The organism is Duganella sp. HH101, assembly GCF_001758795.1.
Taxonomy (GTDB): Bacteria; Pseudomonadota; Gammaproteobacteria; order Burkholderiales; family Burkholderiaceae_D; genus Rugamonas; species Rugamonas rivuli.
Window position 1 is genome coordinate 366,713 of sequence record NZ_LRON01000006.1, and the last position, 16,648, is coordinate 383,360.

Annotated in this window: 13 protein-coding genes; 3 read left to right on the forward strand and 10 right to left on the reverse strand. The window is 66.6% G+C overall.

Features of this window, described 5'->3' with window-relative positions:
• Window position 1 precedes the first annotated feature (1 nt).
• The 7 genes from DUGA2_RS12975 to DUGA2_RS13000 all read right to left on the reverse strand — a co-directional run bounded on the left by DUGA2_RS12975 (window position 2) and on the right by DUGA2_RS13000 (window position 11,127).
• Window positions 2-3,658: an EAL domain-containing protein gene (locus DUGA2_RS12975; RefSeq protein ID WP_070269654.1), complete on the reverse strand. Its 3,657-nt coding sequence runs from the start codon at window positions 3,656-3,658 to the stop codon at window positions 2-4.
• Window positions 3,659-3,674: 16 nt separating this feature from the next.
• Window positions 3,675-4,838 (reverse strand): HAMP domain-containing sensor histidine kinase, encoded by a 1,164-nt coding sequence (locus DUGA2_RS12980; RefSeq protein ID WP_307170229.1) that lies wholly within the window; start codon window positions 4,836-4,838, stop codon window positions 3,675-3,677.
• A complete protein-coding gene (locus tag DUGA2_RS34905) occupies window positions 4,826-5,164 on the reverse strand; it encodes a PAS domain-containing protein (RefSeq protein ID WP_307170231.1) in 339 nt (112 codons plus the stop codon). Before DUGA2_RS34905 ends, DUGA2_RS12980 begins: the two co-directional genes overlap by 13 nt.
• A 70-nt stretch (window positions 5,165-5,234) precedes the next feature.
• The gene (locus DUGA2_RS12985; protein ID WP_070269655.1) at window positions 5,235-6,179 is read right to left on the reverse strand and encodes an alpha/beta fold hydrolase; all 945 of its coding nucleotides are present in this window, start codon (window positions 6,177-6,179) and stop codon (window positions 5,235-5,237) included.
• A 27-nt stretch (window positions 6,180-6,206) separates the two neighbouring features.
• Window positions 6,207-7,868 (reverse strand): GMC family oxidoreductase, encoded by a 1,662-nt coding sequence (locus DUGA2_RS12990; protein WP_070269656.1) that lies wholly within the window; start codon window positions 7,866-7,868, stop codon window positions 6,207-6,209.
• Window positions 7,865-8,389, reverse strand: coding sequence for a twin-arginine translocation signal domain-containing protein (locus DUGA2_RS12995; protein WP_070269657.1), 525 nt, complete (start codon window positions 8,387-8,389; stop codon window positions 7,865-7,867). Before DUGA2_RS12995 ends, DUGA2_RS12990 begins: the two co-directional genes overlap by 4 nt.
• An 86-nt stretch (window positions 8,390-8,475) precedes the next feature.
• The gene (locus DUGA2_RS13000; RefSeq protein WP_083296309.1) at window positions 8,476-11,127 is read right to left on the reverse strand and encodes a M1 family metallopeptidase; all 2,652 of its coding nucleotides are present in this window, start codon (window positions 11,125-11,127) and stop codon (window positions 8,476-8,478) included.
• 135 nt (window positions 11,128-11,262) lie between these two features.
• On the opposite strand from DUGA2_RS13000, the gene DUGA2_RS13005 reads away from it, so the two are divergent.
• Window positions 11,263-12,054, forward strand: a complete 792-nt coding sequence (locus DUGA2_RS13005) for a hypothetical protein (protein ID WP_141753253.1) — start codon at window positions 11,263-11,265, stop codon at window positions 12,052-12,054.
• Window positions 12,055-12,059: 5 nt separating this feature from the next.
• On the opposite strand, the gene DUGA2_RS13010 is transcribed toward DUGA2_RS13005, so the two are convergent.
• From DUGA2_RS13010 to DUGA2_RS13020, 3 genes are all read right to left on the reverse strand, one after another.
• Entirely contained in the window at window positions 12,060-12,848 is a 789-nt protein-coding gene (locus DUGA2_RS13010; RefSeq protein ID WP_070269660.1) for an RNA methyltransferase, read from the reverse strand.
• 317 nt (window positions 12,849-13,165) lie between these two features.
• Window positions 13,166-13,522, reverse strand: coding sequence for a MarR family transcriptional regulator (locus tag DUGA2_RS13015; protein ID WP_070269661.1), 357 nt, complete (start codon window positions 13,520-13,522; stop codon window positions 13,166-13,168).
• Window positions 13,523-13,568: 46 nt separating this feature from the next.
• A complete protein-coding gene (locus tag DUGA2_RS13020) occupies window positions 13,569-14,093 on the reverse strand; it encodes a hypothetical protein (RefSeq protein WP_229214680.1) in 525 nt (174 codons plus the stop codon).
• Window positions 14,094-14,394: 301 nt separating this feature from the next.
• Between DUGA2_RS13020 and DUGA2_RS13025 the strand changes: the two genes are divergently transcribed.
• Window positions 14,395-15,192, forward strand: a complete 798-nt coding sequence (locus DUGA2_RS13025; RefSeq protein ID WP_043479992.1) for an inositol monophosphatase family protein — start codon at window positions 14,395-14,397, stop codon at window positions 15,190-15,192.
• A 211-nt stretch (window positions 15,193-15,403) separates the two neighbouring features.
• Window positions 15,404-16,648, forward strand: a 1,245-nt coding sequence (locus tag DUGA2_RS13030; protein WP_070269688.1) for a DEAD/DEAH box helicase, incomplete at its 3' end; no start/stop codon positions are given.

Here is a 16,648-nt window from a genome sequence, read left to right on the forward strand (position 1 = left end):
CTCACTCCTCGATGACGTTTTCGACCACCGCCAGCGGCGCCGGCAACGGTCCGCCGTGCACCTGCGCGTGCAGGCGGAAGCCTTCACGGATGTTCTCGCGCAGCACCGCGCCCTTCCACGGCTTGGTGTAGAAGCGGTCGATGGCGCCGTGGTTGATGGCGGCCATGATGGGAGTCAGGTCGGCATAGGCCGACAGCATGATGCGGAAGGTGTCGGGCGCCAGGTTCTTGACGCGTTCCATGAACTCGGTGCCGCTCATCAGCGGCATGCACTGGTCGCACAGGATCACCTGCACGCGGTTCTGCGCCAGCACGTCGAAGCCCTCGGCCGCCGTCTGCGCGGTCAGGATGCGGTAGCCGTCCTGCGACAGGAAGTCGGTCAGCACGTCGAGCATGAAGGCGTCGTCGTCGACGATCAGCAGGGTCTGCTGCTCGACCACGTTCTCGTCGGCCGGCGCCTGCAGGTAGCGGCCTTCGCGCAGCATGGCCTCGAAGTCTTCCTCCGGCAGCGGACGGCTGAAGTAATAGCCCTGCATCTCGTCGCAGCCGTGGCGCCGCAGGTAGGCCAGCTGGGCATCCTTCTCCACGCCCTCGGCGATCACCTCCAGCTTCATGCTGTGCGCCATGTTGATGATGGCCAGCACGATGGCGGCGTCGTCCGGGTTGCTGGTCACTTCGCGCACGAAGGCGATGTCGATCTTCAGCTTGTCGATCGGGAAGCGCTTCAGGTAGGCCAGCGACGAGTAGCCGGTGCCGAAATCGTCGATCGAGATCTGGATGCCCAGCGCCTTCAGGTGCTGCAGCACGGTGATGGTCTCTTCGGCGTTGGACATCAGCGAGCTCTCGGTCAGCTCCAGCTCCAGCAGCTCGGGGGCGATGTCGTGCTCCTTGATGGCCTTGAGCACCTCCTCCTCCAGCCCGCCGACGAAGAACTGGATGCCCGAGACGTTGACCGACAGGTGCACCGCGCCCACGCCCGACTTGCCCCATTCGGCGATCTTGCGGCAAGCCTCTTGCAGCACCCAGTTGCCGACCCGCACGATCAGCCCGGTCTCTTCCAGGATGGGGATGAACAGCGCCGGCGACACCATGCCGTGGCCCGGCCGCTTCCAGCGTATCAGCGCCTCGGCGCCGCTGATGCGGCCGCTGCCGATGTGCACCTTGGGCTGGAAATGCAGCACGAATTCCTCGTTGTCGATGGCGCGCCGCAGCGCGTTCTCCAGGTCCAGCCGCGCCAGCGATTGCGCGTTCATCTCCGAGGTGAAGAAGCGGAAGGCGTCGCGCCCCGCTTCCTTGGCGCGGTACATGGCGGTGTCGGCGTACTGGATCAGCGTGTCGGGGTCGTTGCCGTCGTCCGGATAGACGGCGATGCCGATGCTGGCCGTCACCGTCACCTCGTGGCCCTTCAGGTCGAACGGCCGGCGCATCGATTCGCGGATCTTGTCGACCACGGCGATGGCGTTCTGCGCACCCTCGGGCAGCATCAGGATCGCGGCGAACTCGTCGCCGCCGAAGCGGCCGATGGTGTCGCGCACCCGCAGGCAATCGACCAGCCGGCTGGAGAACTGCCGCAGCAGTTCGTCGCCGATGGTGTGGCCCAGCGTGTCGTTGACGTTCTTGAAGCGGTCGACATCGAGGAACAGCACCGCCAGCGACCACTTGTGGTCGTTGGCCTGGCGCAGCGAGTGGCTCAGCGAATCGTAGAACTGGCTGCGGTTGGGCAGGCCGGTCAGCGTGTCGAAGTGGGCCAGCTTGAGCAGGCGCTGCTCGGCCTCCTTGCGTTCGGTGATGTCGCGCGCCACCGCCACCAGGATCCAGCTGGGGCCGGAGCGCAGCGTGCGCCGCTGCACTTCCACCGACAGCGGCGAGCCATCCTTGCGGTACAGCAGCAGCTCGGTCATGGCGCCGCTCTGGTCGCCGGCCAGCAGCTTGTCGTACAGTTCTTCCAGCCGGTTGAGATCGCCCTCGATGGACTTGTTGGGGCCGACCTTGAGGAAGTCCTCGCGCTCGTAGCCCAGCATGCGGCAGGCGGTGACGTTGACGTCGACGAAGCACATGCCGGCGCGGTCGACCAGGAAGATGGCGTCGGCGGTAGCGTCCATCGCCAGGCGGAAGCGGCGCAAGTCTTCGTCGAGGCGGATGCGGGCGTTCATGTCCAGCGTCAGCTGGGCGTGGTGGCGCTTGATTTCATCGTACAGCAGCAGGTTTTCGTAGGCCACCGAGATCTGCGCCGCCACCGTGGCGGCGACCCGCTCGTCGACTTCGGAGAAACCGTCGGCGCCCAGCTTGTCGACCAGGTAGAGCCAGCCGTGGATGCGCTCGCGCGAGGCGATCGGCACGCCGAGGAAGGAATGCACGGGCGGATGGCTGGCCGGCAGGCCGATGCCGGCCGGATCGCCGTTCAAGTCGTTGATGCGGCAAGGCTGGCGCTGTTCGAGCAGGCCGCGCAGCACGCCGGAACGCGGCGCCAGCGCGATCTGCCGCGCCGGCACGCCGGCGCCGCAGCTGGCGAAGTAGCTCAGCTCGGCCGCGTCCGGCTCCAGCACGCCGATGCACGCATACTTGGACACGCAGATGTTCTGCGCCACGCGGCAGCCGATCTCGATCAGCGCGCCGGGGTCGCGCTCGGCGCCCAGCTCGATGCCCAGCTCGATCAGCGCGGTCAGCCGCAGGCTCACCGCCTGCAGGCTGGACAGCGAACTGGTGAGCCGCTGCGTCATGCGCGTCAGGTTTTCCGGCGCCGTGTCGTCGGTGTCCTGGGCAAAGCGCGACAGCAGCTGGCTGCTCGATTCCAGCTCGCCCAGGTATTCGGCCACCTTGTCGTCGATGTTGTGGAAGCGCCCCTCCTGCGGCGGCTCCGGCGCGAACGACGGCAGGCCGCCGTCGCCGGCCACGCCGGCCAGGCCCAGCGCCTCGTGCACGGTGCGCAGGATGACTTCGGGATCGGACGGCTTCGGCAGCACCCAGCGCACGCCGCACGATTGCGCCACCGCCATCGCCTCGCGCTCGCGGTAGGTGGCGGTGTAGAAGATCACCGGCACGTCGGCCGTCTCCGGGTTGCCGTGCAGCCGGGTGACGAATTCGTAGCCGTCCATGTTCGGCATCAGGATGTCGGAGATCACCAGGTCGGGCTTCTCGGCCTGCACCATGGTCAAGCCCTCGGCGCCGTTGGCCGCCTCCAGCAGGCGGTGTCCGCCGTAGCCCAGCAAGGTCATCAGGAATTCGCGGTTCAGCACATGGTCGTCGACGATCAGGATGGTGGCGATGTCGTTTTTAGGCGGGGTCGACACCGCCCCGTTTAAAAAAGACTCGATCTGCGTGACGAAGGTGTCCGGCTCGACCGGCTTGCCGATGTAGCCGTCGAAGCCGGCCTCCAGCAGTTTTTCGCGGTCGCCCATCATGGCCAGCGCCGTCACCGCCAGCGTCGGGATGTGGCGCACCGCCGGGTCGGCCTTGAGCGCGGCCACCACGCCGTAGCCGTCCAGCTTGGGCAGGTGGACGTCGCAGATGATCAGGTCCGGCAACTCCCGCCGCGCCGCCTGCACGCCGGCCTCGCCGTCGCTGGCCGACAGCGGCACGTAACCGAAGGCGCGCAATAAATACACCATCAATTCCATGTTGGTGGCGTTGTCTTCTATGATCAGGATACGTGCCGACACGTTAGGCTCCCCTTCTTCAGCGTTCCAGCGGCAGCGCCAGGGTGAACACACTCCCGACGCCCGACTCGCTGTCAAACAAAATCTCACCACGCAGCATTTCCGCCAGCCGCTGGCTCAGGTGCAGACCCAGCCCGGTGCCCTCGTCCTGCCGCATCTTGCCGGCCTCCAGCTGCGAAAAAGCCTGGAACAGCGTGCCCTGCTCTTCCTCATCGATGCCGCTGCCGGTATCGCTGACGCTGATCGTCACGCACGAGCGGTCGCTGACGGTGCCGGTGTCCAGCTGGACCATCACCTTGCCATGGTCGGTGAACTTGATCGCGTTGTGGAGCAAATTCATCAGTATCTGTTGCAGCGCGCGGCGGTCGGCGACCACCGTCAGGTCTTGCGGCGCGCTGACGAATTCCAGCTCCAGCCCCTTGTGGCGGGCCTGTGGCTTAAACAGCAACAATACCTCGTCGATAAGCTGGCGGCATTGCAGCGGCATCAAGTCCAGTTCCAGCTTGCCCGTTTCGATCCGGGTCAAGTCCAGCATGTCGTTGATCATCGACAACAGATGGCGAGCGCTGCTTTGCACGGTCCGCAATTGTTTTTCCTGTTCACCATTTATTGGCCCAGGCAACTTCATCAACATAGTACCTGTAAAACCGATGATCGCGTTCAACGGCGTGCGCAATTCGTGCGACATGCCGGTCAGGAAGCGGTCCTTGGCGGCGCTGGCGCGCGCCAGTTCGGCGTTTTTCTCCTGCAGCGAGCGCTCGATCCGCTTGCGTTCGCTGGTGTCGCGGATCGCACTCATGACCAGCGTGCCTTCCAGGGTTTCGATCGGGCTCAGGCTGATTTCGACGGGGAATTCCATGCCGTCGCTGCGCAGGCCGTACAACTCGCGGCCGCCGCCCATGGGCCGCACCACCGGCTGGTGCTGGAAGCCGCTGCGGTGCTGCACGTGGCGCGCGCGGAAGCGCGGCGGCATCAATTGTTCAAGCGGAATGCCGCGCAGGGCGCCGCGCGGATAGCCGAACAAGGCTTCGGCCTGGGTGTTGGCCAGCACGATGCGGCCGCTGGCGTTGGCCATGATGATGGCGTCCGGCAGCGACTCCAGCAAGCCGTCGAAGCGCGCCTCGACCAGCTTGGCGTCGCGCAGCACCTTGAGCGCGTGTACGTCTTTTGCTATTTGCTCCACAAAATGTAGACGGGCCGGCCGTCGTCGTCGTGCACCAGCTTGGACGAGCTGTCGATGCACACCAGCGAGCCATCCTTGGCGTGGCGCATCGATTCATAATTGGCGGCGCCGTCCTGCAGCGTCTGCAGCAAGACGGCGTTTTCCTGGTCGGCCATGCCGGACGGGACGATCAGCTCGGCCAGCCGGCGGCCCAACGCCTCTTCGCTGCTGTAGCCGAACACCGCCTGCGCGCCATTGCTCCAGCATACGACTTCGCCATCCAGCGATGTCAGCACGACAGCGTCTGGCGTTTCATTCAGGATGAGGGTGCCGAAGTCCGTTGCCATCGCGTCGCCTTTTCTGCCCGTTACACATGATAAACATACAGCAATGGGCCACGCCAATACTCACAGAAAATCACAGCCCGGCGGCGGCGGCGATTTCGTCCATGGTGCAGCCCAGGATGTCGGGGTGGCGGCCGAGCGCCACATGGCCTATGGCGCCGAAGACCAGATTGCGGGCGCCGGGCAACGCGCCCGAGTCCTGCGGCGCGACGATATTGTCGTGAACGGAATAGATGGAGCTGATCAGGCCACGTTGCAAATTTGCCTCAGATGCGGCCAGCTCCGCCAGCCATGCGCTGTTGTGGCGCATCTGCGCGGCGTTGCCGCCGGGGCCGAACAGCGCCAGCGCCGTGCCGTGGTGCGGCGTGCCCAGCGTGACGATGCGCGCCACGGCGGCGGCGCCATAGCGGCGCAGCCAGGCGCGCGCCACCAGCCCGCCCATGCTGTGGCCGACGATGATCACCTGCGCGCTGCCGGTGGCGGCACACAGGCGCTCGACCGCCGCCTGCACCTGCGGCGCGTAGGCATCGATCGAGGCGCCGGGCGGCTCCAGGTCGATGCCGTAGTGGCTGATGCCGGCCCGCGCCAGCCGCGCGCTCAGCGGCCGCCAGTAGCCGCTGTTGCAGGCGTAGCCGTGGATCAGCAGCACCGGCAGGCCGCGCGGCTGCGGCTGCAGCTGCAGGCCGAGCGGCTTGAGCATGTCGTAGGAGGAGGCCAGCAGCGAGGCGCGGAATTCGTGCAGGAACAGGCTGGCGGCGCGCGCCGGGTTGAGCGCATGCGCGGCCGGCGTGGCCGCGCCCTTGCCCGCGCGCGAACTGAGCAAGAAGTTGTTGGCGGAGATCGCCGCCCGCAGCAGCAGCACGGCGGCCAGGCCGGCGGCGACGTAGGCCAGCGCCGTCAACGGCGGGTTCAGCGGTACTACCCAGTCGGGCCGCCACGCATGATGCAAGCCGGCCGCCAGCGCCAGCGCGGCGCCGGCTTGCACCAGCAGCAAGAGGATAATCCAGCGTTTGATCATGCCGCCATCATACCCCCGCCGCGCGGATCAGGTGCGCACCGGCCTCGCCGCCGGCTTGCCGGTCAGCTGCTGCGCCAGGCCGCTGGCCAGCCGCGCCACGATGCCGAAGATCGACAGCTGGGGGTTGGCGCCGATCGAGGTCGGGAACAGCGAGCCGTCGTACACCGACAGATTGGCCAGGCCGTGGTAGCGGCCGTCGGCGCCGGCCACGCCCTGGCGCGGGTCGTCCGACATGGTGCAGCCGCCCATCACGTGGGCCGACACCACGCGCGTGGCCAGCACCTTCAGCGGCAGCGCCGCGATGCCGGCCTTGGCCTGCGCCCAGCTGGTGTAGCGCGGCCCCGACTCGTGCACCGGCGACACGTCCCGGGCGCCGGCGGCGAACTGGATCTCGGCCATGGTCAGCATGGCGCGGCGCGCGCCGTCCCAGATGAAATCGGTCAGCGGGTAGTCCAGCACCGGGGCGCCGTGGGCGTCCAGCGCCACGCTGCCGCCGGCGGCCTCGGCGTGGAAGCCGTCGCGCAGCAGCGCCAGGATGGCCTGCTTGTGCGGGAACTGCGCCATGTCGGCCGCGTGCTGGGCGCCGAAGCCGCCGGTGGTGGTGGCCAGCAGCAGCGGATGCAGCGGCGGCACCTCCAGCTTGTAGCCCATCGGGCCGTCGATCGGCTGGTCGTGCAGGAAGTGGTCGGAATACACCGTCTGCGGCGCGCCCGCGTAGCCGTCCACGCGCTGGGCGAAGGTGCCGGCCGAAATCACCACCGGATGCAGGAAGGTGCGCTTGCCCAGCAGGCCGTGCGGATCGGGCGCGCCCGAGCGCAGCAGCAGCGCCGGCGAATTGATGGCGCCGCCGGCCACCACATAGTGGCGCGCCTTCAGCGTGATGCGGCGGCCGGTGGGCGCCTGGCCGGCGGCGTCCAGCGCCACGCAGTCCAGCTGCGCCACCTTGTCGCCGTGGATGACGAAGCGTTCGGCGCGGGCCCGCGTCAGCAGCGTCGCGCCCTGCCCCAGCGCGCCCGGGATGGTCGTCACCAGCATCGACTGCTTGGCGTTGGTCGGACAGCCCATGCCGCAGTAGCCCAGGTTCCAGCAGCCGTTGACGTTGCGCCGTATCAGCGCGGTCGGGATGCCCAGCTTGGCGGCGCCGCGGCGCAGCACGTCGTTGTTCTCGTTGGGCGCCGCCGCCCAGTCGGAAATATTGAGGCGCTGCTCCATCATCCCGAACCACGGCGCCAGCGCTGCCGGCGTGTAGTCCTTCAAGCCATACTGTTTAGTCCAATAGTCCAGCGTGATGTCCGGCGTGCGGAAGCTGCTGGTCCAGTTGACGGTGGTGGTGCCGCCGACGGTGCGGCCCTGCAGGATGTTGATGCCCTTGTCGCGCGTCTTGCGCGCCGCCGATTCCTGGTACAGCTGCGGATAGGCTTCGGCCTCCTTCATGTTGAAGTCCGACGACGAGCGCAGCGCGCCCTCCTCGACGATCAGCACGCGCAGGCCGGACAGCGCCAAGATCTCGGCCGTGACGCCGCCGCCGGCGCCGCTGCCGACGATGATGACGTCGGCCTCCAGCGTCAGGTCGGCCTCCAGCCGCGCGCAGTCGGTCACGCGCCAGCCGGCGGCCAGCCCGGCCCGCACCGGGTCGGGGATCACGCCCCTGGAGGGGAGGATGGGAATGTTGGTGTTCGGCCGGCTCATTTCAGCAGCTCCTGCAGCGGGCCGGGATAGCCGATGGCGGTCCACGACGACGGCTCCGCATACCACGGGCCGAGGATCAGGTCGTGCAGCGCCAGGTAGGCGGTCTGCAGCATGGCGAGGCGGTGGTGGCGCCAGCTTTGCAGGAAGGCGGCGATCTGCTCCGGCGCGGCCTGCGCCCAGCTGCCGGAAACGCCGGCCAGCAGGCGCCGCGTCGGCCCCAGCGCCAGCAGGCCGAACAGGTCCTGCACTTCTTTTTGGGTGGACAGCGGCAAGCCATGGATGGCGGCCAGCGTGCGCGCCATGGCGTCGTCGACGGCCGCCGCGCGCGCGGCCGGCTCGGCCGGCAGCACCGGGCCCAGCATCGTCGGCACGATGGCAGCCAGCACGGCCCTGGCCTCGCCGTCCAGCGTGAAGGGGTTGGGCAGCGCCGGCGGATGCGCCAGGCGATAGATGGCGCCGCCGGCTGCGAGCGTGATCGCAGCGGCTGCGCCGATCTTCAGGAAAGATCTGCGGGTAGTCATGTCTCCGTCCGTCTGGTATTTTTTTAATCCAGCTAGTGTACGTGAACGAACGAAAAACCCCGATCGCAAAAAATAGAGGGCGCCGTCTAGTCGGTGCGCGCCGCCTTGCTGCCCAGGTAGGCGTCGGCGGACTGCACCAGCATGGCCTTCTCGGCCAGCTTGAAGCGCGCCGCCTCCATGCCGCGCCCCAGGTTGGGCAGCAGGTCGGCCGGCACCCGGCCCTTGATCCAGGCCTCCAGCGCTTCGGGCGGCAGCGCGCGCCAGAACATTTCCGGGCTGTACTGGGCCAGTATCATCGGCCCGAACGGCTGGTGCGGCGCCAGCAGGCGCTCGGTGTGCTCGGCGAAGACCGACCAGGCCAGCTGCGGATGCTCGTCGGCCAGCACGCCCACCAAGGTCATGCGCACCATGTCGGCCTGCTGCGGGATCTCGTCGGACAGGGCGATCGCGGCCGCCTGTTTGGCCAGCGCCGGATCGCTCACCCGCATCAGCGCCGTGTAGAAGCGCCGCATTTCCGTTTCATTCCGGGCCGATTTGGCGACCGCGCGCAGCTGGGCGAAATCGGCCGCCGTGGCGTTGGCGGCCACGGTCTGCAGCACCATGGCCTGGTCGTCGGCGGCGATGGCCTTGCGGTCGGCGACGAACGCGGCGAAGCGCTGGCGGGCGCCGGCGATCACCTCCTGGTCGCCCCACTTGCCCAGGTCGGCCAGCAGCGCGCGGCGCAGCTTCTGCATGCCGGGCGCTTCGTCCGGCCGCGCCTCCCAGCCCAGCTGCGTCGACAGCGGCTTGATCAGCGCGCGCGCATAGGCGGCGAAGGCGGCGTGGCCCGGCGTGCCGCGTTCGGCGGTTTCTATCGTGTCCAGCGCGCCGGTGATCTGCTCCCACGCGCGCTGGTTGGGCGTGGCGCCCATGGCCGAGGCCAGCGCCAGGTAGCTGCCCAGCGGCTGTTCGCCGGCGCCCACCAGCGCCCACTGGTCGTCCAGCAGCGCGATGCGGTCGGCCTCGGGCAAGGTGCCGAAGGAGGCGGTGTTCTGCGTCAGCGTGAAGCCGTCGTAGGCAACGCGGTAGTAGCCGAGCGCGCCGGCGTTGACACTGAGCGGCTCGTCGCAGCGGCCGGCCGCCATGCTTTGCTGGTCGCCGTCGAACAGCACCGGCCGCGCCGCGCCGGTGCCGCTGCGCACTTGCAGAGGCACAGGCCAGCGCCCCTTGCCGCTGCCCATGCCCTGCAGCAGGAAGCGCTGCTGCATCAGGTTGATGGTGCGGCTGCCGAAGATGTCGCAGCTGGCCGAGACCGACACCAGCGGGTAGCCCGGCTGCGACGTCCAGGCGGTGGCGATGTCGCTGACATTGCCGGCGCCGGCCGCGTCCAGCGCCTTCCACAGGTCGCCGCCGAAGGTGTTGGAATAGGCGTGCGCCTTCATGTACGCGCGGATGCCGTTGCGGAAAGTGTCGGGGCCCATGTAGGCCTCCAGCATGCGCAGCACCGCCTGCCCCTTGCTGTAGGTGATGGCCGGGTCGAAGGCGTTGGTGGCCTCCAGCTCGTTGGTCACATGCTGGACGATGGCGTGCGAGGTGGCGCGCGAGTCGGCGTTCATCGCGCCCTCCTTGCTCTCGTCCTGGTGTTCCCACCAGCGCCAGCTCGGGTTGCGCAGGTCGGTCTGCCTGGCGGCCATCCACGAGGCGAAGCTTTCGTTGAGCCACAGCTCGTCCCACCAGCCCATCGTCACCAGGTCGCCGAACCACTGGTGCGCCATCTCGTGCGCCTGGATGCTGTAGACGTTCTGGCGGTTGCCCATGGTGCTGGACGGCGTGATCAGCAAGGCCTGGTCGTTGTAGGTGATCGCGCCCCAGTTCTCCATGGCGCCGCCGAAACCGCCGGGGATGGCGATCGAATCGAGCTTGGGCAGCGGATAGCGCACGCCGAAGTAGTCGTTGTAGTCGGCCAGGATCTGCCGGGCATTGGCCAGCGCCTGTTGGCCGCCCTGCTCCTGGCCCTGGACCGCGGCCACGCGGAAGATGGTGCCGCCGCTTTCGGCGCTGATGTGGGCCAGGTTGCCGCCGGTGAATTCGACCAGGTAGGACGGCATCTTCGGCGTCGGCGCGAAGCGGGTGGTGGCCAGCTCGCCGTGCACGCTGCGGGCCGCCTCCGGCATGTTGGAGTACACGGCCCACTTGGCCGGCACCGTCACGCTGAGCTTGAACACGGCGCGGAAGGCCGGCTCGTCCCAGCAGGGGAACATGCGGCGCGCGTCGGTGGCCTCGAACTGCGTGGTCAGTAGCGCGTCCTTCGCGCCGGCCGGCGTCACGTACTCCTGCAGGAACAGGCCGCGCGGTTCTTTTTCGATCTTGCCGACGTAGTTGAAACTGAGCGTGTGCGGACCCGCCGCGGCCGGCCTGGCCAGCGTGACCGTGGTCAGCTGCGCCTTGTCGTCCGACACCACGGTCTTCACCGGCTTGCCGTCCAACAGGACTTTGCTCAGCTTCTGGTTCAGCGAGTTGAACTGGATGGTGGCGCTGGCCGTTTTAAACGACAGCGCGATGCTGGCGGTGCCGGCCACGGTGCGTTCGGCGGCGTTGGGCGTGAGCGCGATGGTGTACTCCAGCGGCACCACGTTTTTCGGCAAGCGCCCCGGCGCCTTGGCAAATTCGAAGCGCGGCGGCGGTGCGCTCTGCGCCAGCGCCGACGTTACAGGGAAAGCCAAGGCCAACGCCAGGCACAACACACTGCGAGCACGCATATCCAACTCCTGTCCAAGTGATCAATCAATGTTCAATTAACAACGGCAGACTATAACACCGCTTGCCGCCCGTGAGCCGTGCGCCGACGGCGCGCCATGGATTGTAAAATAGGCAATTCCATTCGACGCCGCCCCATGCCATCCCAGCACACCCCCAACGACTTCCCTGCCGCCTTAATACCGGGACCGCGCTGGATATGGGTGGCCCTGTTCGTGCTGGCGACCTCGGTCGCGATGTTGCAATCCCGGCCCAGGCAGGCGCCCGACTGCGACGACCCCGGCGTGGCCCTCGCCCTGCGCGGCGCGATGCAAAACGACCTGCTGGCGCGCGCCTTGATCACCGGCAGCGCCGGCAGCCTGGACGGCGCGCCGCAAGTGAAGTCGGTCGCGGAACTGGCTTATGCGCGCAGGCGCGGCGTGCGGGCCTGCAAGGGTAAGCTGTCCATCGCCGGCGGTGAGCGCCCAATGGCCTTTACCATCCATCTGGATAAAACCTCCGACCGCGGCTACTACCTCGCCGGCGCCGCCCCCGCCGTGTTGGCGGCGGGCTACAGCCGCCTCGACCGGGAAGGCCGGTTCGCCGACTATGTAGGGCCCATAGGACGGGCGCGGCTGAAGCAAGCCTTCCTCGACGGCGTGCTGCGCCTGCGGCACGGCGGGCCGCATAACAGCGCGGAAATCGGCGAGGTCGTGGCAGCCTCGGCATGCCGCCCGGCCAGGGGTTCCACCGTATTGATCTGCCGGCTGCTGGTCGAACGCAACGATGCCGCGCTGGCGCAGGCCGGCCGCGATCCGCACACGCTGCTCGACAGCGAATTCACCTTCGAACGCGATCCCAGGAGCGGCAACTGGAGGACGGCTGGCGGCTTTGGCGACGAATTCGGCAAGGCGGTCGACGCCGCGCACACCCTGGCCCGCGAAAAATAGGCGCTTCAGTCGCGCCGCTTGCCCACCATGTGGCGGGCGATGCCGCGCAGGATGTTGACTTCCTCCTGCTCCAGCTGGGCGCGCGCGAACATGCGCTTGAGGCGCGGCATCAGCTTGCGCGGATTGCCGGCGTCGAGGAAGCCGATCTCCACCAGCGACTGTTCGAGGTGCTGGTACATGCCCTCGATCTGCGCCGCGCTGGCGGCCTCGCCCTGGAAGCCGATCTCGTTGGCGTCGCCGGCCGGCTGGCGCACATTCATCGCGCGCGGGGCGCCATCGAGCACCGCCATCCGGCATTCGTAGGCCAGCACCTGGGCCGCCTGCGACAGGTTCAGCGACGAGTAGTCCGGGTTGGCCGGAATATTGATCAGGACATTGCATTTCTCGACGATGTCGTTCGGCAAGCCGAAACGCTCGTTGCCGAAAATCAGGGCGGCGCGCAGCCCGGGCTGGGCCGACAACTGTTCCGCCACCTGGCGCGGCGTGAGCACCGGCGGCGAATACTCGCGCAGCCGGGCCGACACGGCGGCGGCGAAATTGACGCCGTCCAGCGCCTCGGCCATGCTGCCGACCACGCGCGCGCCGGCCAGGATGTCGCCGGCGCCGCTGGCGAAGGCCACCGCCTCCGGATCTTGCAGCGCATGTTCGAAGCGGGGCGTCACCAGCACCAGGTCGCTGAAACCCATGGTTTTCATGGCCCGCGCCACCGCCCCGATGTTGCCCGCGCGGCTGGTCTCGACCAGGATGAATCGCAGCTGTTTGAATAGATTGGTGTTGATTGGGGGCAGGTTCATTAATTTGTTCAGTATCGAGAGACCAGGGGTCGCGGCTATGCCACCCTACAGTCCGCATTTTAACCCGCCTGCCGCCTGCCCCAAGCTGGCATCAGCTTGGGCGGGGACAGGGACGGGGACGGGGACGGGGACGGGCTCGGGCGCCGGAACGATGCCATCCGGCCGGCGGGCGGCCAAGGCCAGCAGATACGCCGCATACGCTTTTTCTATCGAAGCTTCCGTATGGACAGGTTTTTCTTCGCTCATATCCGGCATCGCAAATTGATCTAATTTTTAGAGCAATTTACGCGAAATACGCGGGCTATGCAAATGAAAAATCAGTTCATGGACGCGGCCTTGACCATGCACTTCGACAGCTTGTCGAAGTACTTCAAGGCATCCTGCGTCAGCTCGACCTGCTTGCGCCGGCTGTCTTCGGTATCGGTCAGGATGAGCCAGCCCTTCTCCCGCATCGATGTCAGGCGAGTATGGACCGTCGCCGGGGCGCCCAATTCCTTCTTGCCCATCATGTCGCGGACCGACAGGCGTTCGTCGTCCTGGCTGGCGCGCGCGACGACGGCCAGGATGCGTTCTTCCAGCGGATCGAGCGGCGGCAGGGACGGCAAGCCGCGCAAGGCATCCGCCAGTTGCAGGAAGCGCAGGTAGATGTCGGCGGGTCGTTTGGCAGAGGTCATAAGGTGGCCTGGTTAATTGCTACAAATTTTAGCACAATAGCCGCCGCTACCGGAGCCGTTGCGGTGGCGCCGGCAGCAGCGAGAGCAGCCATTTTGCCGTGTACAGCACGATCAGGGTGCCGATCAAGTCGCCGACGAACATGACCACCAACCCCGGCAGCAGGTTGGCGTCGTCGTGCACGGCGAACCAGATATGGTGCAGCAGCGGACTGGCAAGCGAACAGCCCAGCGCGCAAATCAGCAGCCGCTGCGGCGTCAGATTGGTCAGCGACGAGCGCAGCCCCAGCCTGGATTGCGCGAGCAGGTAGACCAGGTAAGGCCCCAGCGCGCCGGCGATCGTGCCGGTGGTCGCGCGCAAGGCGTCGCCGGGAAAATAATACCAGTAGCAGGCAAACCATCCCGCGATCAACAGCCCGACGGCACCCGCCTCGCCGAACATCAGCGTGCACAGCAGCCGCGTTCCGGCCGGCAGGTAAATCCAGCCTATGCCTTGCAGGAATTCGGCGCGCCGAAAGAACAGCTCGTTGGCCACCATCATCGCCCCATGCAGGCAGATCGTTCCCGCAACCATGGATAAATGCATACGGAACGACGACTGGGGTTGACTCATGCTCTTATGACATTTCAAGATTGATAATTCCGGCCTCGGCCGGAATAAATCGGGGCTGTTTGAAAAGATTGGTGTTGATTTGAGGCAGGTTCATTTAAAATAGCGCTATTGCGCGGTATCGACACACAAATCCCCCGGGATTTTACCCTGTCGGCGCCGCTCCGCTCTTTAATTCACTCTTGTACACTTACGTGCTGCCGGGCAGGCTGAGGCCCCCGGTGGGCGTTAGCGTTCTTTTAACGGAAAAGCTTACATGCACCCAATGCTCAACACGGCGATCAAAGCCGCCCGCCGCGCCGCCGCCGTCATCAACCGCGCGTCGTTCGACCTCGACCGCGTCATCGTCACCGAGAAAAACCACAAGGACTTCGTCACCGACGTCGACCAGGCGGCCGAACAAGCCATCATCGAGGTGCTGTCCAAAGCTTATCCCGACCACGCCTTCCTGTGCGAGGAGTCGGGCCCGTCCAAGAACGCCAACGACGAGACTGAATACACCTGGATCATCGACCCGCTCGATGGCACCACCAACTTCATGCACGGCTTCCCGCAATACTCGATCTCGATCGCGCTGTCGCAGCGCGGCGTGATCACCCAGGCCGTCATCTACGACCCGGTCCGCAACGACCTGTTCACCGCCACCAAGGGCGCCGGCGCCTACCTGAACGACAAGCGCATCCGCGTGACCAAGCTGGACCGCATCGCCAACGCGCTGCTGTCGACCGGCTACGTGGCCGGCAACGCCAAGGCCCTGGACGAATACCTGAAGATGTACGGCATCATGGCCGAACGCTGCCACGGCGTGCGCCGCCCTGGCAGCGCCGCGCTGGACCTGGCCTACGTGGCCGCCGGCCGCCTGGACGGCTTCTACGAAAAAGGCCTGAAGCCCTGGGATATCGCCGCCGGCGCCTTGATGGTGACGGAATCGGGCGGCATCGTCGGCGAGTTCAGCGGCGAGTCCGACTACCTGTACAAGGGCGACATCATCGCCGCCAGCCCGAAGATCTTCGGCCAGATGGTCGGCCTGCTGTCGCAGTTTGGCGAGCAGCCGAAGGCATAATTAGTAAAAGTAGAATGTTTGTTACAAAAAAGGGGGCAAAACGAAGCGTTTGCTCCCTTTTTTCATTTCCTAAATGAAATAAATCATGCGCTTAGCTGTTATACTCAGGCCTGCGGCGCTCTGACCAGTCCTTTAGCCGCAGTGTCATCCACTCTGATTGCCTGCGACTGGCGCTTCAAATGCGACAGGCCTATCTTAACAAAAAGTCATCATGTCATTCTCTACCCTCGGTTTGTCCGACGCTATTGTCCGCGCTGTTACCGAAGCCGGCTACACCACGCCCACCCCCATCCAGCAGCAGGCCATCCCTGCGGTGCTGAATGGCGGCGACCTGCTGGCAGGCGCACAAACCGGCACCGGCAAGACCGCCGGCTTCACGCTGCCCATCCTGCACCGTCTGTCGACCGACGCCAAAGGCGCGGCCATCACCAGCAACACCACCGCCCGTCCGATCCGCGCGCTGATCCTGACCCCGACCCGCGAACTCGCGGCCCAGGTCGAGGAAAGCGTGCGCACCTACGGCAAGTACACCAAGCTGAACTCCACCGTGATCTTCGGCGGCGTCGGCATCAACCCGCAGATCAAGCAGCTCAAGCACGGCGTCGACATCCTGGTCGCCACCCCGGGCCGCCTGCTGGACCACATGGAACAGCGCACCGTCAACCTGTCGCACGTGGAAATCCTGATCCTGGACGAAGCCGACCGCATGCTGGACATGGGCTTCATCCGCGACATCAAGAAAGTGCTGGCCGCGCTGCCGCCGAAACGCCAGAACCTGCTGTTCTCGGCCACCTTCTCGGACGAGATCAAGGCCCTGGCCGACGGCCTGCTGAACAAGCCCGCCATGATCGAAGTGGCGCGCCGCAATTCGGCGGTCGAAGTGATCGCCCAGCTGATCCACCCGGTCGACCGCGACAAGAAGCACCCGATGCTGGCGCACCTGATCAAGGCCAACGACTGGCACCAGGTGCTGGTGTTCACCCGCACCAAGCACGGCGCCAACAAGCTGGTCGAACAGCTGGGCCACGACGGCATCGGCGCCATGGCGATCCACGGCAACAAGAGCCAGTCGGCGCGCACCAAGGCGTTGTCCGAGTTCAAGGACAACAAGCTGCAAGTGCTGGTGGCCACCGATATCGCCGCGCGCGGCATCGACATCGACCAGCTGCCGCACGTGGTCAACTACGACCTGCCGAACATTCCGGAGGACTATGTGCACCGCATCGGCCGTACCGGCCGCGCCGGCGCCACCGGCGAAGCCGTGTCGCTGGTCTGCGTGGACGAGCACGAGATGCTGAAGGATATCGAAAAGCTGATCAAGCAAACCCTGCCGCGTGAAGTGATCCCTGGCTTCGAGCCGGACCTGAACGCCCGTCCGCAACCGGTGCAGCTGCGCAGCGGCGGCCCCGGCCATCGCAACGGCGGTGGCGGCGGCGGCCGCTGCGCAGCTGCACCG

What these genes read in the sequence shown, in the direction of transcription:
- DUGA2_RS13020 (WP_229214680.1), bottom strand. Translation starts at nt 14,093, where the DNA reads ATGGTTGCGGGAACGATCTGCCTGCATGGGGCGATGATGGTGGCCAAC.
- DUGA2_RS13005 (WP_141753253.1), top strand. Translation starts at nt 11,263, where the DNA reads ATGCCATCCCAGCACACCCCCAACGACTTCCCTGCCGCCTTAATACCG.
- DUGA2_RS12985 (WP_070269655.1), bottom strand. Translation starts at nt 6,179, where the DNA reads ATGATCAAACGCTGGATTATCCTCTTGCTGCTGGTGCAAGCCGGCGCC.
- DUGA2_RS13025 (WP_043479992.1), top strand. Translation starts at nt 14,395, where the DNA reads ATGCTCAACACGGCGATCAAAGCCGCCCGCCGCGCCGCCGCCGTCATC.
- DUGA2_RS34905 (WP_307170231.1), bottom strand. Translation starts at nt 5,164, where the DNA reads ATGGCAACGGACTTCGGCACCCTCATCCTGAATGAAACGCCAGACGCT.
- DUGA2_RS13000 (WP_083296309.1), bottom strand. Translation starts at nt 11,127, where the DNA reads ATGCGTGCTCGCAGTGTGTTGTGCCTGGCGTTGGCCTTGGCTTTCCCT.
- DUGA2_RS12995 (WP_070269657.1), bottom strand. Translation starts at nt 8,389, where the DNA reads ATGACTACCCGCAGATCTTTCCTGAAGATCGGCGCAGCCGCTGCGATC.
- DUGA2_RS13015 (WP_070269661.1), bottom strand. Translation starts at nt 13,522, where the DNA reads ATGACCTCTGCCAAACGACCCGCCGACATCTACCTGCGCTTCCTGCAA.
- DUGA2_RS13010 (WP_070269660.1), bottom strand. Translation starts at nt 12,848, where the DNA reads ATGAACCTGCCCCCAATCAACACCAATCTATTCAAACAGCTGCGATTC.
- DUGA2_RS12990 (WP_070269656.1), bottom strand. Translation starts at nt 7,868, where the DNA reads ATGAGCCGGCCGAACACCAACATTCCCATCCTCCCCTCCAGGGGCGTG.